Annotated in this window: 16 protein-coding genes and 1 riboswitch; of the genes, 11 read left to right on the forward strand and 5 right to left on the reverse strand. The window is 73.8% G+C overall.

Annotated elements, in window-relative coordinates; translation table 11 throughout:
* The first annotated feature begins 1 nt into the window (after position 1).
* Both G514_RS0101835 and G514_RS0101840 read left to right on the forward strand, forming a co-directional pair.
* Positions 2-1,318 carry a sensor histidine kinase gene (locus tag G514_RS0101835; RefSeq protein WP_051246469.1) on the forward strand — a complete coding sequence of 439 codons (1,317 nt, stop codon included), beginning with the start codon at positions 2-4 and terminating at the stop codon, positions 1,316-1,318.
* Positions 1,315-1,956: a response regulator gene (locus G514_RS0101840; protein WP_028650374.1), complete on the forward strand. Its 642-nt coding sequence runs from the start codon at positions 1,315-1,317 to the stop codon at positions 1,954-1,956. Before G514_RS0101835 ends, G514_RS0101840 begins: the two co-directional genes overlap by 4 nt.
* A gap of 3 nt (positions 1,957-1,959) precedes the next feature.
* Here the strand turns inward: G514_RS0101840 and G514_RS0101845 are convergent, their stop codons facing one another.
* The gene (locus tag G514_RS0101845; RefSeq protein ID WP_028650375.1) at positions 1,960-2,949 is read right to left on the reverse strand and encodes a Gfo/Idh/MocA family protein; all 990 of its coding nucleotides are present in this window, start codon (positions 2,947-2,949) and stop codon (positions 1,960-1,962) included.
* A gap of 96 nt (positions 2,950-3,045) precedes the next feature.
* Between G514_RS0101845 and G514_RS0101850 the strand changes: the two genes are divergently transcribed.
* From G514_RS0101850 to G514_RS28875, 9 genes are all read left to right on the forward strand, one after another.
* Positions 3,046-3,345, forward strand: coding sequence for a DUF3263 domain-containing protein (locus G514_RS0101850; RefSeq protein ID WP_028650376.1), 300 nt, complete (start codon positions 3,046-3,048; stop codon positions 3,343-3,345).
* Between the two features lie 2 nt (positions 3,346-3,347).
* Positions 3,348-3,833, forward strand: a complete 486-nt coding sequence (locus G514_RS0101855) for a LytR C-terminal domain-containing protein (RefSeq protein WP_245582066.1) — start codon at positions 3,348-3,350, stop codon at positions 3,831-3,833.
* A 56-nt stretch (positions 3,834-3,889) separates the two neighbouring features.
* Positions 3,890-4,735 (forward strand): trehalose-phosphatase, encoded by an 846-nt coding sequence (gene otsB / locus G514_RS0101860; protein WP_028650378.1) that lies wholly within the window; start codon positions 3,890-3,892, stop codon positions 4,733-4,735.
* Between the two features lie 179 nt (positions 4,736-4,914).
* Positions 4,915-7,074, forward strand: a complete 2,160-nt coding sequence (locus tag G514_RS28870) for a bifunctional diguanylate cyclase/phosphodiesterase (RefSeq protein ID WP_051246472.1) — start codon at positions 4,915-4,917, stop codon at positions 7,072-7,074.
* Positions 7,071-9,218 (forward strand): GGDEF and EAL domain-containing protein, encoded by a 2,148-nt coding sequence (locus tag G514_RS0101870; RefSeq protein ID WP_028650379.1) that lies wholly within the window; start codon positions 7,071-7,073, stop codon positions 9,216-9,218. The genes G514_RS28870 and G514_RS0101870 overlap by 4 nt, the downstream gene beginning before the upstream one ends.
* Positions 9,219-9,324: 106 nt before the next feature.
* Positions 9,325-11,649 (forward strand): endopeptidase La, encoded by a 2,325-nt coding sequence (gene lon, locus G514_RS0101875; RefSeq protein WP_028650380.1) that lies wholly within the window; start codon positions 9,325-9,327, stop codon positions 11,647-11,649.
* A 196-nt stretch (positions 11,650-11,845) separates the two neighbouring features.
* Positions 11,846-11,972, forward strand: a riboswitch (SAM riboswitch).
* A 6-nt stretch (positions 11,973-11,978) separates the two neighbouring features.
* Positions 11,979-13,301 (forward strand): threonine synthase, encoded by a 1,323-nt coding sequence (gene thrC / locus G514_RS24330; RefSeq protein ID WP_051246475.1) that lies wholly within the window; start codon positions 11,979-11,981, stop codon positions 13,299-13,301.
* Positions 13,298-13,573: a MoaD/ThiS family protein gene (locus G514_RS0101885; RefSeq protein WP_028650381.1), complete on the forward strand. Its 276-nt coding sequence runs from the start codon at positions 13,298-13,300 to the stop codon at positions 13,571-13,573. Before thrC ends, G514_RS0101885 begins: the two co-directional genes overlap by 4 nt.
* A gap of 107 nt (positions 13,574-13,680) precedes the next feature.
* Positions 13,681-16,023, forward strand: a complete 2,343-nt coding sequence (locus G514_RS28875; protein WP_051246478.1) for a putative bifunctional diguanylate cyclase/phosphodiesterase — start codon at positions 13,681-13,683, stop codon at positions 16,021-16,023.
* A gap of 13 nt (positions 16,024-16,036) precedes the next feature.
* Here G514_RS28875 and G514_RS0101895 read toward each other — a convergent pair whose 3' ends face one another.
* From G514_RS0101895 to G514_RS0101910, 4 genes are all read right to left on the reverse strand, one after another.
* The gene (locus G514_RS0101895; RefSeq protein WP_157544549.1) at positions 16,037-16,717 is read right to left on the reverse strand and encodes a 2'-5' RNA ligase family protein; all 681 of its coding nucleotides are present in this window, start codon (positions 16,715-16,717) and stop codon (positions 16,037-16,039) included.
* Positions 16,718-16,744: 27 nt separating this feature from the next.
* Positions 16,745-17,689, reverse strand: coding sequence for an RNA polymerase sigma factor (locus tag G514_RS24340; RefSeq protein WP_245582067.1), 945 nt, complete (start codon positions 17,687-17,689; stop codon positions 16,745-16,747).
* Positions 17,690-17,976: 287 nt separating this feature from the next.
* Positions 17,977-18,327, reverse strand: coding sequence for a YciI family protein (locus tag G514_RS0101905; protein ID WP_028650383.1), 351 nt, complete (start codon positions 18,325-18,327; stop codon positions 17,977-17,979).
* Positions 18,324-18,686: a YciI family protein gene (locus G514_RS0101910; RefSeq protein WP_028650384.1), complete on the reverse strand. Its 363-nt coding sequence runs from the start codon at positions 18,684-18,686 to the stop codon at positions 18,324-18,326. Before G514_RS0101910 ends, G514_RS0101905 begins: the two co-directional genes overlap by 4 nt.
* Positions 18,687-18,724: the final 38 nt, after the last annotated feature.

The raw sequence follows: 18,724 nt of genomic DNA on the forward strand, positions 1-18,724 counted from the left end.
CATGACGCAGACCATGACCGTTCCCCTGAGCCAGCCGAGCCGGCCCGACGAGGCGCTGGCGCGCCCGCGCGGCGTACGCCGGGTGCTGCTGGACTCGGGCTACGCCCTCTCGGCGTTCTTCGTGTCGCTGTCGGCCTGCGTCGTCGTCGCCGTCCTGCTCTCGGTCGGCCTCGGCCTCGCCGCCCTGATCTTCGGGCTGGTGCTGGTGTCGATGTCCGTGCTGGTCGCCCGCGGCTTCGCCCGCGTGGAGCGGACGAGGCTGCGCTCGATGCTGGGCCGGCCGGCGGCCTCGCCCGCCTACCTCACCCCGGCGCCGACCGACTCCTACTGGCGTCGGACGCTCACGCCGCTGCGCGACCCCCAGTCGTGGCTCGACATCGTGTGGAGCCTGATCGGGATCGTGACCGGCTCGCTCGCGTTCGGGCTCGCCCTCGCCTGGTGGGCCGGGGCCGCCGGTGGGCTCACCTACTGGTTCTGGCAGCGGTGGCTGCCGATCGACCGCGACGACGCCACCACGCTGGCCTCGCTCATCGGGCTCGGCGACGGCCGCACCCCCGAGATCTGGCTCAACCTCGGGATCGGGGTCTTCGCGCTCGTCACGCTGCCGGTGGTCGTCCGCTTCGCCGCCACGGTGCACGGCAGCCTGGCGTCGGTGCTCCTGTGCAGCCGGGCCGAGCTGCAGGAGCACGTGCACCGCGTCGAGGGCGGCCGCGACGCCGCCCGACAGGCGGAGGCCGCCTCGCTGCGTCGGTTGGAGCGCGACATCCACGACGGGCCGCAGCAGCGCCTGGTCCGGCTGAGCATGGACCTCGGGCGCGCGCGCAAGCAGCTCGGTGAGGACCCCGAGCGCGCCGGCGAGACCATCGACGCGGCGCTGCTCCAGGCGCGCGAGACGGTCGACGAGCTGCGCTCGCTCTCGCGCGGCATCGCCCCGCCGCTGCTGGTCGACCGCGGTCTGGCCGCCGCCCTCCGCGAGCTGACCGTGCGCAGCGAGGTGCCGGTCGAGGCGACCGTCGACGTCCCCGACACGCTGCCGCCGCACGTCGAGACGGCGATCTACTTCGTGGTCGCCGAGGCGCTCACCAACATCGCCAAGCACAGCGGCGCCTCCCGCGCGTCGGTCGGCGTCTGGATCGAGTACGGCGGCGTCGAGGTCCGCGTCGAGGACGACGGCACCGGTGGTGCGCACCTCGCGAAGGGCAGCGGCCTGGCAGGTCTCCAGCAGCGGGTGCTGGCCGCCGACGGACGTCTCGAGGTGACCTCGCCCGAGGGCGGCCCGACCGTGGTCGCCGCCTGGCTGCAGTTCGGAGGGTCATGAAGATCGTCGTCGCGGACGACTCCCTGCTGCTGCGCGAGGGGCTGCAGCTGCTGCTCGTCGAGGCCGGGCACGAGGTCGTGGCCGCCGTCGGCGACGGCCCGTCGTACGTCGCGGCGACCCTCGACCACCGCCCCGACGTCGGGGTCGTCGACGTGCGCATGCCGCCCAGCCACACCGACGAGGGCCTGCGCGCCGCGGTCGAGGTGCGCCGGGCGTGGCCGGCCGCGCGGATCATGGTGCTGTCGCAGTACGTCGAGGTCTCGTACGCCGACGACCTGCTGGCCGCGGGCGACGGAGGTGTGGGCTACCTGCTCAAGGACAGGGTGAGCGACCTCGACGACTTCCTCGAGGCGCTGGCCACGGTGGCGGCCGGGGGCACGGTGCTCGACCCGCAGGTCGTCGCCCAGCTGATGAGCCGCCGCCGCGACCCGCTCGGCGGACTCACCCCGCGCGAGCGGGAGGTGCTCGCGCTGATGGCCGAGGGCAGGTCCAACGCGGCGATCTCCGAGGCCCTGGTCGTCACCGAGGGCGCGATCGAGAAGCACACCCAGCGGATCTTCGCCAAGCTCGGCCTGCTGCCCGACGACGGCCAGCACCGCAGGGTGCTGGCTGTGGTGCGGTTCCTGCGGGCCGGGTGAGCGTCAGCGGTCCCCGGCGTACCGCACGCCCACCATCGCCCTCAGCGCGTCCATCTGCCGCATGATCGTGAGGGTCTGCGCGTGCGGGACCAGCGGGCTCTCGAGCAGGCCCGCGTCCACGCAGCGGGCGAACTCGATCGCCTCGTGCGCCATGCCGCCGCCGATCACCGGCTCGCGGCCCTCGACGACGGTCGCTCCGCCGTCGCCGGTGGCGGGGGTGTACGTCGCCACCCGGGGGTGGAAGAAGTCCTCCATGACGAGACGGCCGCGGTCGGTGGCGAGCTCGGCGCGGTGGGCGGAGCACGAGGTCAGGGAGGCGGTCATCGTGGCGAGCGCGCCGCCCGGGTAGCGGCCCGCGACGGCGATGTCGAGGTCGATCCCGGTCGGGGACAGCGACGCCGTCGCCGTGAGCTCCTCCGCCTCGCCGAGGAAGAGGTGCGCGACCGTCAGCGGGTAGATGCCCATGTCGAGCAGCGCTCCCGCCCCCAGCTCGGGGTCGAGGAGGCGGTCCTCGGGCGGGAGGTCGACCACGAACCCCATCTCCGCGTGCAGCTGCCGCGGCGCACCGAAGGCGCCCTCCCGCAGCCCCTGCTGCACGGCCAGCACCACCGGGTGGCACGCCGTCCACATCGCCTCCATCAGCAGGCGGTCGTGGCGCTGGGCCAGCGCGAACAGCTGCTCGGCGTCCGCGGCCCGCAGGGTGAGCGGTTTCTCGCAGAGCACGTGCTTGCCGGCCTCCAGCGCGGCGGTGACGTGCTCGACGTGGAGGGCGTGCGGCGACGCGACGTACACCGCGTCGACCGCGTCGTCGGCGAGCAGCTCGGCGTAGGAGCCGTACGCTGAGGCGAAGCCGAGCTCGCGGGCGAACGCCGAGGCCCGCTCCAGCGAGCGCGAGCCGACGGCCGTGAGCTCCGCGCCGGGCACCAGCGCCAGGTCGCGGGCGAAGGTGCGGGCGATGCGTCCGGGCCCGAGGACCCCCCAGCGGAGCGTCATGGATGGACCCTAGGGCGCCCGGAGCGTTCCGGACGCCCGTCCGGCACGCCGAGGCACTGAATGACATCGGTGTGATTCGTCGCCTACCATGACCGCATGGACGCGGCGAACGTCGGACGCCCCGACGCGGAGCAGGTGGGGCAGTCCGCCCTGAGCGACCGCGACCGCGAGATCCTCGAGTTCGAGCGGCACTGGTGGAAGTACGCCGGCGCCAAGGAGACCGCGGTCCGCGAGAAGTTCGACATGTCCTCCACCCGCTACTACCAGGTCCTCAACGCCCTGATCGACCGGCCCGAGGCCCTCGAGGCGGACCCTCTCCTGGTGCGCCGGCTGCGCCGGCTGCGCGCCGCCCGCCAGCGGCAGCGCTCGGCCCGGCGGCTCGGCTTCGAGGTCTGAACGTGCGCGACGAGCGCGGCGTGGTCTTCCCCTCGCCGGTCGTGATCCTCAGCGTGGTCGCGGTCGCGATGGCGGGCATCGCCTTCGTGGCCACCCGCGACAGCGCGCCCGAGGAGAAGCAGATCAGCACGATCTCCCAGTCCGAGACCACGCCGACGCCGACTCCGGACCCGACGCCCAGCAAGCCGCCGAAGCCACCGAAGCCGCAGGTCGACCGCTCGAAGGTCTACGTGGTGGTCTTCAACAACTCCAACGTCCAGGGCCTGGCCGGCCGGGTCGCCGCGAGGGCCACGCAGATCGGGTGGCAGGTCGTCGGCTCCGACAACTGGTACGGCACCATCCCGACGTCCACGGTCTACTACCCGAAGCGACTGCAGCGCGCCGGCGAGCTGCTCGCCCTCGACCTCGGCATCCAGCGCACCGCCCCGGCCGTCGACCCGATGCGCCTCGACCGGCTCACGGTCATCCTCACCGGACCTCTCGACTAAGGCTCCCCCTCGCGGGCATCTCCTCGCGCACGCGCGTCGTGTGGTGGGGTGGGTGCATGGAGTTCACCGCGGAGGTAGGTGAGCAGCGGTACGCCGCGGTGGTCCGGGCCGCCGCCGAGACCGTCGTCGGCCTCGACTTCGACGGAACGCTCGCGCCGATCGTCGCGGACCCCTCGCAGGCCACGATCCACCCCGACGCCGCGCAGGTCCTCGTCGACCTCGCCGGCCAGGTCCGCGCGGTCGCCGTCGTCACCGGCCGGCCGGCGCGGCAGGCGCTCGACCTCGGCGGGCTCGAGCGGGTCGGCAACACCATCGGCGACGCCGGCAAGGAGCTCTACCTCTTCGGGCAGTACGGCAACGAGCGCTGGACGTCGACCGACCGGCGGGTGATCTCGCCCCGGCCTCCGGCCGGGCTGGCGTCGTTCACCGCCGAGCTGCCGCGGCTGCTGCGGCGCCTGGGCGCGGAGGACGCGCACGTCGAGGAGAAGGGGCTGGCCGTGGCGGTGCACACCCGCCGGCTGGCTGACTCCGACCGGGCGTTCGAGAGCCTGCTGCCGGCGCTCGAGGAGCTCGCCGGCCGCTACGACCTCGTCGTCGAGCCCGGTCGCCAGGTGGTCGAGGTGCGGTCGAGCGGCATGCACAAGGGGATCGCGGTGCAGAAGCTGGTCGACGAGCTGGACCCGGGCGGGTTCGTCTTCGTCGGCGACGACCTCGGCGACGTCGAGGCCTTCGAGGCGGTGGCCGGCCTGGCGCGGAAGGGCCTCCCGACGCTGCTCGTGTGCTCGGCGTCGGAGGAGGAGAGCGCGCTGGTCGAGCTCGCCGACGTGCTGGTCCACGGCCCCGACGGGGTCCTCGACCTGCTCCGCCAGCTCACCGCGGACGCGGCGAGCCTGCGCGCGTAGCCGCACACCCGGGCACCCCGTCCGGGCATCCACGCGGGCACGACCCCAGGGACGAGCTGGGGCACGACCTAGACCCGTCCGGCACCGCGCATGGCCCGAGCGGGCCACTCCGGGCACCGTCCGTGCACAGTTTCGCGCATTCGCCTCCGCGCCGGCCCGGTCGTACCGACGATGGGGGCGTGCTGCTCCGTGCACGTCCCGTGACGGTCATGGTCCCGCTGGTCGCTGCGACCGGTGGGTACCTCCTCCTGCCCTCGGGACCCGTCCGCGACGCCGCGTTCGCGCTGATCGGCCTCGCGTGCGTGGTGACGGCGTTCGTCGGGCTGCACCTGCACGCGCCGCGGCGCCAGGCCGGGTGGTTCCTCGTCATCAGCGGGTTCCTCGGCTGGGTCGTCGGGGACGCGCTGTTCTCCCTGCAGACGGCCTGGGGCGTGACCGCCTATCCGGCGCCGGCCGACGCGGTCTACCTCGTGGCGTACCTGCTGATGGCCGCGGGGCTGGTCGTGATGGTGCGCCGCAGGGCGGGGAACGGCGACCTCGCCGCCGTGCTCGACGCCACGATCGTCGCCACCGGGGCCGCGGTGGTGGCGGGCGTCTTCGTGCTCGCCCCGGTGGCCTCCGACTCGAGCCTGAGCGCCCTCGGCAAGCTGACCAGCGCCTTCTACCCGGCCGCGGACATCCTGCTGCTGGCGATCCTGGTGCGGTTCTGGGCGACCCCGAGCGCGCGGACGACGTCGTTCCGGCTCCTGGTCTGTGCGTTCGGGTTCATCTTCGCCGGCGACGCCTACTACACGACGACCACGATCATGACCGGCGGCGTGGAGTCGCAGCTGGCCAACGACTTCGTCTGGTTCGCGGGCTACATCCTCATCGCGGGTGCGACCTGGGACCGCTCGGTGCACGACCTGGCCGAGCCGGCGCCGGGCCTCGAGGACGTCTCCGACCCGACCAAGAGGCTGCTGCTGCTCACCGGCGGGCTGCTGCTCCCACCGGTGACGCTGCTCGGAGACGGCCTCGACGGCGAGGTCTCCCAGTGGCCGATCGTGCTGATCGGGTCGGTGCTGCTGTCGCTGCTGGTGCTGATGCGGATGGCCGGCCTCCTCACCGTCGTGCGCGCGCAGGCCGTCCAGCTGGCCGGGCTCGCCCGCTCGGACGCCCTGACCGGCGTGCCCAACCGCCGGAGCTGGGACCACGAGCTGTCCCGTGCCTGCCGCACCGCGGAGGACCAGGGCACGCCGCTCACGCTCGCGCTCCTCGACCTCGACCACTTCAAGACCTACAACGACATCCACGGCCACCCGGCGGGGGACCTGCTGCTCAAGGAGGCGACCGCGGGCTGGGTCCAGCACCTCAGCGGCGCGGAGGTGCTCGCCCGCGTCGGTGGCGAGGAGTTCGCCGTGCTGCTGCCCGACCACGACGCCGAGTCGGCGCGCGCCCGGGTCCTCGAGCTGCTGGCGAGCACGCCGCGCGGGCAGACGTTCTCGGCCGGCGTGGCCACCTGGCAGCCCGGCACCGAGCCCGCCGTCGCGGTGGCCGCCGCGGACCGCGCGCTCTACGACGCGAAGCGGTCGGGCCGCAACCGGATCTGCCTGGCGCCGTTCGTCCCGTCGGGCACGGTCCTGCAGCAGCCCCGCATTGCCCTCCAGCCGATGGTGGACCTCGCGACCGGCGAGCCGGTGGCGGTCGAGGCGCTCAGCAGGTTCCGCGAGCAGCGGCCCGTGGAGGTCTTCGAGCAGGCCCGCACACTCGGCCGGCTCTCGGAGCTCGAGGCGGCGGCGATCACCGCGGCCCGGGCCGTCGCGCGGCCCGGACTGCTCCTCTCGGTCAACGTCGACATCGCCTCGCTGCCCTCGCCCCGGATCCGCGAGTCGCTGTCCGGTGACCTCACGGGCATGGTGCTCGAGGTGACCGAGCACACCCACACGCCCGTCGACCCGGAGGCGCTCGGCGACGTCCAGGCCGCGCTGCGCGACTACCGCGAGCGCGGCGCCCTCATCGCCGTCGACGACTGGGGGACCGGCTACTCCGACATGGACCGGCTCGAGCTGCTCCAGCCCGAGATCGTGAAGATCGACATGTCCATCGTCCACGACCTCGACTCCGCGCGGCACCAGGCCCTCGTCGGCTCGGTGCTCGCGTGGGCCAACCGCCGGCACGCCCGCGTGTGCGCCGAGGGTGTCGAGACCGAGGCCCAGCTCGAGCGCCTGCGCCGCCTCGGCGTCCACCTCGGGCAGGGGTTCCACCTGGGGCATCCCGCGCTCGCCGAGGATCTCGGACCGGGCACGACCTCCAGTGTCGTCGCGCGCGACGGCAGCGAGTCCGAAACCATTCCGCGGTGATCGCGCTGGGTCGACCCGTCCGTGTGGTGGTCCCGCTCGCGGTGGCCGTCGCGGCCTGCCCGCGCGTCCCCTCGGGCCTGCCGCGCGACCTCACCTTCCAGGTCATCGGCCTGGTGGCGGCCGCGGCCGCGCTGCGCGGTCTCGCCCGCCAGGGCACCACCCGCCGCGCCGGCTGGCTGCTGGTGGCGCTCGGCTACCTCGGCTGGGTCCTCGCGCACTCGGTCCGCACCCTCGAGGTGCGGGTGCTCGACCTCGACGCGCAACCCGGCCCGGCCGACGCCGTGCGCCTCGCGTCGTACGCCGTGATGGCGGCCGGTCTGCTGCTCATGGTCCGGCGCCGGGGCGGGCGTCGCGACCACGCGGCGTTCCTCGACGCGGCGGTGCTCGGCGCGGGCCTCGCGGTCGCCGCCGGGGTGCTGCTGGTCGCGCCCGTCGCTCGCGACTCGGCCTCGCTCGGCGTCACGCTGGCCGACGGCGGGCAGGTGCTCGCCGACGTGCTGCTCCTCGCCGTCCTGGCCCGGCTCTGGACGGCGACCGGCCAGAAGACCGCGGCGTTCGGCGTGCTGAGCGCGGCGCTGCTGCTCACCGTGCTCGCCGACGTGCTCTCGGAGTACCGGTCCGTGGTGGACGCGGACTTCGGCGCCGCCGTCGTCGAGCAGGTGCTGTGGCTGCCGGCGTGCGTGCTGGTGGCCGGCGCCGCCTGGATGGCGCCGGGGGAGGAGCCCGCCGAGCCCGCTCCCGGGCAGGCAGAGCTCATCCACCCGGGTCGCCGGCTGCTGCTGCTGTTCACGGGGCTCGCGCTCCCGGTCGCGACGCTCGTGGCCGACGGCCTGCTCGCGGAGCGCTTCGAGTGGCGCGTCGTCGCGGGTGGGTCCGCGCTGGTCTCCCTGCTCGTGCTCATCCGGCTCGCGGGCCTGCTGACCTCGGGGCAGAGCCGGGTCGTCGAGCTGGCCACGCTCTCGCGCTCCGACGCGCTCACGGGTCTCGCCAACCGGCGCACCTGGGACTTCGAGCTGGCGCGCGCCGCGCGCTCGGCGAAGGAGCGCAACGCACCGCTGACCGTGGCGCTCCTCGACCTCGACGGGCTGCACCGCTACAACCGCGCCCACGGACACCCCGCGGGCGACCGCCTGCTGCGCGCCGCGGCACGGGCCTGGTCGGAGCAGCTCCGGCCGGGGCAGGTGCTGGCGAGGTACGCCGGTGGCGGGTTCGCGCTGCTCTGCCCCGACCAGTGGGCCGCCGACGTGCGCCCGGTCGTCGACGCGATGCGGGCCGCCACACCCGACCGGCAGACGGTGTCCGTCGGCATGGCCACGTGGGACCCGCACAGCGAGCCCGACAGCGTCATGACCGCCGCCACCCAGTTCGTGACCGAGGCGAAGCGGTCGGGCGGCGACCAGGTCCAGGTCGCGCCCAGGCCGACGAGCAAGAAGCTGATCCCGAGGCCGCTGATCCACTGGCAGCCCATCGTCGACCTGCGCACCACCCGGCCGGTGGGCGTCGAGGCACTCAGCAGGTTCCAGGGCGGCGACCCGCTCTCGGTGTTCGAGGCCGCCGCCAGCGTCGGCAGCGGGCCGACCCTCGAGGCGACCGCCATCACCTACGCGCTCACCAACCGGCCCGAGGGCCTCTGGGTCGCGGTCAACGTGAGCCTCGCCGGCCTGGCGAGCGTCCAGGTGCAGCGCGCGCTGGCCGGCAACCTCGCCGGCGTGGTCCTGGAGGTCACCGAGCACGGCGACGCCGACGTGCCCGACCTCGCCGAGCTGGTGGCGGACCACCGGGCGCGCGGCGCCTCCATCGCGGTCGACGACTCCGGCCCGGGGCTCTCCAACCTCGACCGCCTGCTCACGCTGCGGCCCGACATCGTCAAGCTCGACCTCTCGAGGGCCACCTCGCTCGACTCCGACTACGCCCGGGCCAGCATCCGCATGGTCACCGGATGGGCGGCGGCCGTGGGTGCGAAGGTGTGCGCAGAGGGAGTCGAGACCGAGGACCAGTGGCGCCGGCTGCGCGACGCCGGCATCAAGCTCGGCCAGGGGCACTTCTTCGGCCGCCCGATGCCGCCCGAGGAGCTGCTGGCGCTCCCGCGCGACACGGTGGCGGCGCGGGTCGCCTCTCCGGTCGCGCCCCGCGGGGTGCGCTGACCGGGCCCTCGTCGAGGGGCCCGTCGTCCGGGGCCAGTCGTCCGGGGGCCGTGTTCGCCCACGACGAACGCCGGAACAGGGGTCGCCGGCCGCAAGTTGAGCCGGTATGACTCAAGCCTCGCTCCCGGTGCTGTTCCTCTCCGACCTCGTGGTCCTGCCCGGCATGGTCGTCCCGATCCCCCTCGACGAGGCCGCCCAGGCCGCCGTCGACGCGGCGCGCGCCAGCTCCGACTCCGAGCTGCTGCTCGCCCCCCGCCTCGAGGACCGCTACGCGTCGTACGGCGTGGTCGCGAGCGTCGAGCGCGTGGGCCGGATGATGGGCGGCGGGGCCGGGGCCGTGCTGCGCGCCGGGCGCCGCGCGCGCATCGGCAGCGGGGTCACCGGACCCGGGGCCGCGCTGTGGGTCGAGGTCGAGCCGGTCGAGGAGACCGTCAGCGACCGCGCCCGCGAGCTCGCCGAGGACTACAAGCGTCTCGTCGTGGCCGTGCTGCAGCGTCGCGAGGCGTGGCAGATCATCGACACCGTCCACCGGATGACCGACCCGAGCGCGATCGCGGACGCGGCCGGCTACGCGCCGTACCTCGCCGACGAGCAGAAGCGCGAGCTGCTCGAGACGCCCGACGTCGAGCAGCGCCTCGAGACCGTCATCGCCTGGACGCGCGACCACCTCGCCGAGGCCGAGATCTCCGACAAGATCAGCCAGGACGTGAGCGAGGGCCTGGAGAAGTCGCAGCGCGAGTTCCTGCTCCGCCAGCAGCTCGCCGCGATCCGCAAGGAGCTCGGCGAGGGCGAGCCCGAGGGTGCCGACGACTACCGCGCCCGCGTCGAGGCGGCCGAGGTGCCCGACGACGTGCGCGCCGCGATGCTCAAGGAGGTCGACAAGCTCGAGCGCTCCAGCGAGCAGAACCCCGAGGCCGCGTGGATCCGCACCTGGCTCGACACCGTGCTCGAGCTGCCGTGGTCGGTGACCACGGACGACGTCAACGACGTCGCCGGCGCGCGCGAGGTGCTCGACGCCGACCACCACGGCCTCGACGAGGTCAAGGAGCGGATCGTGGAGTACCTCGCCGTCCGCGCCCGCCGCGCCGAGCGCGGCCTGCAGGTGATCGGCGGCCGGGGCTCGGGCGCGGTCATCCTGCTCGCCGGCCCTCCCGGTGTCGGCAAGACCTCGCTGGGCGAGTCCGTCGCCCGCGCGATGGGCCGCAGGTTCGTGCGCGTCGCCCTCGGCGGCGTGCGCGACGAGGCCGAGATCCGCGGCCACCGGCGGACGTACGTCGGGGCGCTGCCGGGCCGGATCGCGCGCGCGATCAAGGAGGCCGGCTCGATGAACCCGGTCGTGCTGCTCGACGAGGTCGACAAGATCGGCGCCGACTACCGCGGCGACCCGGCCGCGGCGCTGCTCGAGGTGCTCGACCCGGCGCAGAACCACACGTTCCGCGACCACTACCTCGAGCTCGACCTCGACCTGTCCGACGTCCTGTTCATCGCCACGGCGAACGTCGTGGAGCAGATCCCGTCGGCGCTGCTGGACCGCATGGAGCTGGTCACGCTCGACGGCTACACCGAGGACGACAAGGTCGCCATCGCGCGCGACTTCCTGCTGCCGCGGCAGCTGGAGCGGGCCGCGCTGACCACCGACGAGGTCACGGTCTCCGACGCGGCCCTGCGCGAGCTGGCCGCCAACTACACCCGCGAGGCCGGCGTGCGGCAGATGGAGCGGCTGCTCGCCAAGGCACTGCGCAAGGCGGCCACGAAGCTGGCCGTCGGCGAGGTCGACCGCATCGACGTGGACGAGCCGGACCTCAAGGACCTGCTCGGCCGGCCGCGCTTCACCCCGGAGTCCGCGGAGCGCACGTCGGTCCCGGGTGTGGCCACCGGCCTGGCCGTGACCGGCCTGGGCGGCGACGTGCTCTTCATCGAGGCCTCGGCGCACGACGGCAAGGCCGGGCTGACCCTGACCGGCCAGCTGGGCGACGTGATGAAGGAGTCCGCGCAGATCGCCCTGTCGTTCGTGCAGGCCCACGCCGAGGAGCTCGGCGTCGACCCGGCGTTCTTCGACCGCTCGATCCACGTGCACTTCCCCGCGGGGGCGGTGCCGAAGGACGGGCCGTCCGCGGGCGTCACGATGGTCACCGCGCTCACCTCCCTGGCGACCGGGCGTCCGGTGCGCTCCGAGGTCGGCATGACCGGCGAGGTGACGCTGAACGGCCGGGTGCTCCCGATCGGCGGGGTGAAGCAGAAGCTGCTCGCCGCCCAGCGTGCCGGCCTCACCGAGGTGTTCCTGCCGCTGCGCAACGAGCCCGACCTCGACGACGTGCCGGCCGAGGTCCGCGAGGCCCTCACCGTGCACATCGTCGGCGACGTCCTCGACGTCGTCCGCGGCGCCCTGACCCCTGCCTCGTCCGCCCAGTCGTCGACCGTCGCCGCCTGACCCCGGGTGTGTGTCGTCCGGCCCCCGTCGGGATAGTCCCTGACGTCCGTGCCTGTGGAACCAGCGGTTCCGCGAGCCGTGCGTCACGGACTGTCCCGACGGACGGCGCGGGGCTGAGCGAAACTCTCGCCACGGCCGGCGTCCACATGACGGGACCCGTGTTCACGACCTGAGACGCCTCGTCCTAGAGTGGTCCTCATCATCCAGAGGGACTGAGGGAAACGGCCCGTCGAAGTCCCGGCAACCGCCGCGCAGGCTCCTGCAGCACTGCGCGGGAAGGTGCCAATTCCGTCCGGAGCGAGCGTCGCCCGGAGAGATGAGGAGACTTCATGAGCACTGCCGTCGCCGAGCAGGTCGCCACCCGCAAGCCGCTGCGGGACGGCGCGTTCGGGCACGCCCGCGCGCTGTCGTGCCGTGAGTGCGGCCACCAGGTCGGGCTCGGCCCGTTCTACGCGTGTCCGGAGTGCTTCGGCCCGCTCGAGATCGCCTACGACTTCCCGCGGGTGACCCGCGAGGAGATCGAGGCCGGCCCCCGCAACATCTGGCGCTACAAGGCGCTGCTGCCGGTGCCGAGCGACATCGAGGAGAGCCCCAACACCGAGCCGGGGTTCACGCGCCTGCTCCGGGCGCACAACCTCGGCCGCGAGCTCGGCATCGACCACCTGTGGGTCAAGGACGACTCGACCAACCCCACCAACTCCTTCAAGGACCGCGTCGTCGCCTGCGCGCTGAGCGCGGCGCGCGAGCTCGGCGCGAAGGTGTTCGCGTGCCCGAGCACCGGCAACCTCGCGAACGCCGTGGCGGCGGCCGGCGCCCGGGCCGGCATCCCCACCGTGGTCTTCATCCCGAGCAACCTCGAGCAGCCGAAGCAGGTCAACTCCGCCGTCTTCACCGACCAGCTCGTCGCGGTCAACGGCAGCTACGACGACGTCAACAAGCTCGCCTCCGAGATCGCCGGTGAGGAGGAGGGCTGGGCGTTCGTCAACGTCAACGTCCGCCCCTACTACGCCGAGGGGTCCAAGACGCTCGGCTACGAGATCGCCGAGCAGCTCGGCTGGCGGCTGCCCGACCAGATCGTGATCCCGGTCGCCTCCGGCTCCCAGCTGACCAAGGTGCACAAGGCCTTCCAGGAGCTGATCACGCTCGGGCTGGTCGACGACAAGCCCTACCGCGTCTTCGGCGCGCAGGCGACCGGCTGCGCCCCGGTCTCGGTGGCCTACAAGGCGGGGGTCGACGCGATCCGCCCGGTCCGGCCCGACACCATCGCCAAGAGCCTGGCCATCGGCAACCCCGCCGACGGCATCTACGTGCTCGACATCTGCCGCGAGACCGGCGGCGCCGTCGAGGACATCACGGACGAGGAGGTGCGCGAGGGCATCGTGCTGCTGGCGCGCACCGAGGGCATCTTCACCGAGACCGCAGGCGGCACCACCGTCGGCGTCCTGAAGAAGCTCGTCGACACCGGCCAGCTCGACCCCTCGCTCGAGACCGTCGTCATCAACACCGGCCACGGGCTCAAGACGCTCGACGCCGTCGCCGGGTCCGTCGGGCCGGCTGCGACGATCGAGCCGACGTACGCCGCCTTCGCCCGGACCGGCCTCGCCCAGACGGGCGCCACCGCGACGGGCCCGACCCAGGAGGGAACCGCATGACCGTCTCCGTCCGCGTCCCGACCATCCTGCGCACCTACACCTCGGGGGAGTCCGAGGTGACCGCGGCCGGCGCCACGCTCGCGGAGGTCCTCGACGACCTCGAGGCCAGCTACGCCGGCATCAAGGGGCGCATCCTCGACGACAACGGCGAGCTGCGCCGCTTCGTCAACGTCTACGTCGGCAACGACGACGTGCGGTTCCTCGACAACCTGGAGACGCCCACGCCCGACGGCGTGCAGATCTCGGTCATCCCGGCGGTCGCCGGGGGCTGACCCGGCCCGCTCCGCCTCCGGGCGGGTATGCCCATTTCGCCACGGGAGCCCCACGGCCGACTCGATACTGGTTGCTGGCCAGCACGGCGAGGACGGCGAGGGACCGGATGACGAGCAAGCGTGCCAGCCTGCGCGAGACGCGCAGCTGGCGGTTCGACCTGGGCGTGTGCGTCCTGGGTCTGCTGCTGCTCGTGTGGTCGCTGCCGGTCGCGTGGGACGGCGGCTGGCGGGTCGCCCTGGCGGCCCTGGTCGGTGCTCCGCTCGTCGTGCTCGTGGCCCGTTTCCCGATGGTCCTCGACAACGAGGACGGCGGCATCGAGATCGGCTTCGACTCGATCGTGCTGGTCTACCTGATGTGCACGTTCGACCCCCTCGAGGCCCTGGCCGTCTGGGGGCTCGGGGTGCTGGGCACCCAGTCGATCTCCGGCAAGCGCGCCGCGTCCCTCCTGTTCAACCTCGGCGTCGGCATCCTCGCCGGCGGCGCGGCGGTCGGCACCTTCCACGTGCTGGACGGCGGCTCGACCGGTACGCCGCGGGAGCTGGCGGCCGTCGTCGCCGCCGCCACGGCGTACTTCTTCGTCGACTACGTCGTCTCCGCGATCTCGGTCGCGATCGACTCCCACACGCCCGTGCGCCGCCACCTCGTGCAGGCCGGCACCTGGGTGGCCGTCGCGTGCTTCGTGCCGTTCGACCTGCTCGGCTACCTCGCCGTGGTCGTGCTGCGCAGCAACCCGTGGTGGACGCTCGTGCTGCTCGTCGTGCCGCTCGCGACGCTGCTGATCAACACCCGGGCGATCGTCCACGCCCGCGAGAACTCCCGCCGGCTCAGCGTCCTCTTCGAGGCCGCGGTCCGCGTGCAGGCCCTGCACGAGACGGGTCACGTGGTCGACGCCCTGCTCGTCGACGCCCGCCGGCTGATCCGGCTGCGCGACGTCGACGTGCGCAGCTCGCCGCCGCTCACGCACGAGATCGGCGCCCAGATCCGGCGCGGCAAGGACGCCCTGTGGGTGGTGGCCCCGGCCCGCGACCGCGCCCGGTCGACCGTCGGCGCCGACCAGCACGCGCTCGACGCCCTCGCGGTGATCTGCTCCGAGGCCTTCGCCCGGCTCCAGCTGACCGACGAGATGGTCCACTACGCCCGCCACGACCCGCTGACGGACCTGCCCAACCGCGGCATCCTCCTCGACCGGGCCGCGCAGGCCCTGCACCGGGCCCGGCGCCGCGGCGTGCGGGTGGCGCTCCTCTTCATCGACCTCGACACGTTCAAGCCGGTCAACGACCGTTACGGCCACGCCGCCGGCGACGCGGTGCTCGTCGACGTCGCGCGCCGCCTGATGGAGAACGTCCGCGACGAGGACACCGTCGCCCGGCTGGGGGGCGACGAGTTCGCCGTGCTGCTCGAGGACGTCGCCGTCGGCGAGGTCGTCGAGATCAGCGACCGGATCCTGGGCTCGCTCGCCGCCGGGACGGACGTCGCGGGCCACCGCGTCAACCTCGCGGCGTCCATCGGCATCGCCTACGGCGACGGCAGCGAGTCGGCCGACGCGCTGCTGCGCCACGCGGACCTCGCGATGTACGAGGCGAAGGGGCGCGGCAAGGCGCAGTACGTCGCCTACGAGCCCGAGATCGGCCAGGCCAGGATGCGCCGGCTCGAGCTGGTCGACGAGCTGCGGGCGGCCATCGCCAACCGCGACCTGCGGGTCGTCTACCAGCCCGTCGTCTCGGCCGCCACGGGCCGGATCGCCGGCGCCGAGGCGCTGGTGCGCTGGCGGCTCGGTGAGAACGACGTGCGCACCGACATGTTCGTGCGGCTGGCCGAGGAGACCGAGCAGGTCGGCGCGCTGGGTGAGCTCGTGCTCGAGATCGTCGCGCAGGACGCCGCCGCCCTCGAGGCGGTCGCGGGCGGCCCGATCTCGCTCAGCGTCAACGTCTCGGCGCGGCAGCTCCAGGACCCGGGGTTCGTCACCGCGGTCGAGCGCGCCGTGCGCTCGATGGGCGGCGTGGCGCTGGTGCTCGAGATCACCGAGCGGCAGGAGATCACCGACGGCTCGGCGCTCGAGGCCATGCACACGATCGCGCAGATGGGCGTGCGGTTCGCGATGGACGACTTCGGCGTCGGCTTCTCGTCGATCAGCTACCTGCGCGACCTGCCGGTGGACGTCGTCAAGACCGACGCCGCGCTGTCGCAGCACATCGACGACGACGAGCGGGCCCGCGCCGTGCTGCGTGCGGTCAGCGTGATGGCCGAGGCGCTCGGGCTCGACGTGATCGTCGAGGGCATCGAGCGCGAGGGCCAGCTCGCGGCGGTGCGCGAGCAGGTCGGTGCGCCGTACGTCCAGGGCTTCCTGCTGCACCGGCCGATGCCCATCGCGGACCTGCTGAGCGCCGTCCACGCGAACCGGTTCGGCGACCAGCCGCCGGCCGAGCAGCTGACTCCGGTGGCCCTCTGAGCGACGCCTGTGCTCAGTGGGGGACGGCGGGCCCGAGCGGGATCTCGGAGTAGACCTTGTAGGGGACCTGGTCCGGTCCCGCCTCGCCGGGGATGATCAGCAACAGCGTCGTCTGCCACCACGACGGGCTCTCGTAGTCGTCGAGCGCCGTCAGCAGCGTCTCGAGGTAGGCCTCGGTGGTCCGGCCGTTGATGGTGCCGAGGCGCAGCTCGGGCCGGAACGCCCGGCGGTCGACGTAGAGGTTCAGGCCCTGCGAGACCCGGCTGACACCGCGCGCCACGGCCTTGAGCGCGTCGAGGTCACCGCGCAGCCGGACCCAGACGGAGTCGTCGCCCTTCGGCTCCAGCGCGAGCCCGCCCTGCAGGTTCAGGCGCGGGGACTCCCACTCCGCGGCCTGCGCCTGGAGCGCGGTCGTGACGCGGGCCGCCTCGGCGAGCGGGATGTTGCCGCCGAGCTTGGCAATCGGCAGGTGGATGTGGGCGGCCGGGAGCAGGTCGAGCATGGGGCCTGTCGACCGTGCGGGCGCCGCGACCTGCTCGCGGCGGCGGCTGAACAGCCGGCTCGAGGCCGCGGCGTGACGACCGGGTTCCCCGGGCGCCGCCGCGGGCTCCCACTCCGGCTGCACGCCGGCCGCGAGCTGCGTGACGTGGTCGATGACGCCCCTCGGGGGCACCACGACAGCAAACAGACGCATGGCTCCATTGTTCCCTGTCGCGGTCCTTCACACACGAGGTAGGGCAGAACGGCGTTCCTCGAGATGGGCGCGCTCCGCCTCGTTGGCGCAGCGCTCGATGGCCGCGTCGTAGGCGCGGAGCGCCTCGGCGGTCCGTCCGGCCCGCGCGAGCAGCTCGGCTCGGGCCGCCGGCAGCCGGTGGCCCGGGAGCTCCCCGTCGCCGAGGCCCTCGAGGACGGCCAGGCCGGCGAGCGGCCCGTCCGCCTCGCCCACCGCCACGGCGCGGTTGAGCCGCACCACGGGGGAGTCGGCAAGGGCGAGCAGCTCGTCGTACCTCGCGACGATCCGCGCCCAGTCGGTCTCGGCGGCGCTGGGCGCGATCGCGTGCTCGGCGGCGACGAGCGCCTGCAGGAGGTACGGCGCGGGCGGCGCCTGCGTGAGCGGCGTGAGGAGCTCGATCGCCTCGGTGATCTCGTCGCCGACCCAGCGCTGCCGGTCCTGGTCCGGCAGCAGCACCAGGCGGCCCTCGGCCACCCGCGCGTGCCGGCGCGAGTGCTGGAGCAGCATGAGCGCGAGCAGGGCGTCGACCTCGGGGTCGGGCTCCGTCAGCAGGTCGCGCAGGACCCGGACCAGCCGGATCGCCTCGCCTGCGACCTCGGCGCGCAGCACGTCGGGCCCCGACCCGGGCGCGTAGCCGGCGGTGAACGCGAGGTAGGCGACGTCGGACACGACCCGCACCCGCTCGGCCAGCTCCGGGCCCACCGGCACGGCGAACGACTCCCCGGCCAGCCGCTTGCGCGCCCGGGTGAGCCGGGCGGCCATCGTCGAGGTGCGGACCAGGAAGAGCCGGGCGAGGTCCTCGGTCGAGACGCCGAGCACGAGCCGGAGGGTGAGCGCCGCGGCGGCCTCGGGCGCGAGCGCCGGGTGCGCGCAGAGCAGCACCAGCCGCAGCCGCTCGTCGGCGACGCCGCCACGCTCACCCGGGTCGGCCATGGTGCGCTGCGCCTCCTCGGTGAGGCCGGCCTCGACGGCCAGCAGCGGGAGCTTCCTGGCGGCAACGGCTTCTGCCCGCAGCCGGTCGGTGATCCGGCGCCGGGCGGCGACGAGCAGCCAGGCCGGTGGGTTGGCGGGGACACCCTCACCGGGCCAGGTCCTGGCCGCCGCCTCGAACGCCTCGGCCAGGCCGTCCTCGGCCAGGTCGAGCCGTCGGTAGCGCGCGACGAGCAGGGCCAGCAGCCGGCCCCACTCGTCGCGGTGCGCCGCCTCGAGCGCCGGGAGGCTCAGACGTCCACCTCGACCGTGGGCCGGACCTCGACGGTGTACTCCCGCGGCAGCAGCGCGGCTACCTCGACCGCGGCGTCGAGGTCCGGGACGTCGATCAGGTAGAACCCGCCGACCTGCTCGGCCGTCTCGGCGAACGGACCGTCCGTGACCGGGCGGTCGGGGCCGGGGCGGACGCTGCGCGCGGTGCCGGGGCGGTCGAGGGCCTCGCCCGCGACGATGGTGCCCCGCGCCGCGACCGCCTCGGAGAAGGCCCGGAAGTCGGCGTACACCCGCTCGCGCTGGGCGTCGTCGGCCGCCTCCCACCGGTCGTAGTGGTCCTCCTCGGCCATCAGCACGAGGAACCTCACGAGCCGGACCCGCCCGCCGCCGCCCGGATCTCGATGACGCCCTCACCGCGCGCGAGGACCTTGCAGACGTCCACGAGGTCGTCGAGGTCGTCGGACTCGACGATGTAGAAGCCGGTGAGCTGCTCGACGGTCTCGGCGTAGGGGCCGTCGGTCACCGTGTGGTTGCCCTCGGCGTCGGTGCGCAGCACCTTGGCCTCGCGGGAGTGGGCGAGCTCGCTGCCCCCGGTCACCTTGTGGCCGCGCTCCTCGAGGGCCTGGGCGAACTCGCGGTGGATCGCGTACATGCGCTCCTTGTCGGCCTGGGGGGCGTTCTCCCACTGGGCCTCGTCACCGGGCAGCAGGACGACGTACTCGGTCATGGTGGTTCCTCTCGAGGGTCCGGCAATTCTGTCACCGT

This window comes from Nocardioides halotolerans DSM 19273 (assembly GCF_000422805.1).
Taxonomy (GTDB): domain Bacteria; phylum Actinomycetota; class Actinomycetes; order Propionibacteriales; family Nocardioidaceae; genus Nocardioides; species Nocardioides halotolerans.

Excerpts from the sequence above, each read along its gene's own strand:
- G514_RS0101835 (WP_051246469.1), top strand. The coding sequence starts at position 2 with ATGACGCAGACCATGACCGTTCCCCTGAGCCAGCCGAGCCGGCCCGAC.
- G514_RS0101840 (WP_028650374.1), top strand. The coding sequence starts at position 1,315 with ATGAAGATCGTCGTCGCGGACGACTCCCTGCTGCTGCGCGAGGGGCTG.
- G514_RS0101845 (WP_028650375.1), bottom strand. The coding sequence starts at position 2,949 with ATGACGCTCCGCTGGGGGGTCCTCGGGCCCGGACGCATCGCCCGCACC.
- G514_RS0101850 (WP_028650376.1), top strand. The coding sequence starts at position 3,046 with ATGGACGCGGCGAACGTCGGACGCCCCGACGCGGAGCAGGTGGGGCAG.
- otsB (WP_028650378.1), top strand. The coding sequence starts at position 3,890 with ATGGAGTTCACCGCGGAGGTAGGTGAGCAGCGGTACGCCGCGGTGGTC.
- lon (WP_028650380.1), top strand. The coding sequence starts at position 9,325 with ATGACTCAAGCCTCGCTCCCGGTGCTGTTCCTCTCCGACCTCGTGGTC.
- thrC (WP_051246475.1), top strand. The coding sequence starts at position 11,979 with ATGAGCACTGCCGTCGCCGAGCAGGTCGCCACCCGCAAGCCGCTGCGG.
- G514_RS0101885 (WP_028650381.1), top strand. The coding sequence starts at position 13,298 with ATGACCGTCTCCGTCCGCGTCCCGACCATCCTGCGCACCTACACCTCG.
- G514_RS28875 (WP_051246478.1), top strand. The coding sequence starts at position 13,681 with ATGACGAGCAAGCGTGCCAGCCTGCGCGAGACGCGCAGCTGGCGGTTC.
- G514_RS0101895 (WP_157544549.1), bottom strand. The coding sequence starts at position 16,717 with ATGCGTCTGTTTGCTGTCGTGGTGCCCCCGAGGGGCGTCATCGACCAC.
- G514_RS24340 (WP_245582067.1), bottom strand. The coding sequence starts at position 17,689 with ATGGCCGACCCGGGTGAGCGTGGCGGCGTCGCCGACGAGCGGCTGCGG.
- G514_RS0101910 (WP_028650384.1), bottom strand. The coding sequence starts at position 18,686 with ATGACCGAGTACGTCGTCCTGCTGCCCGGTGACGAGGCCCAGTGGGAG.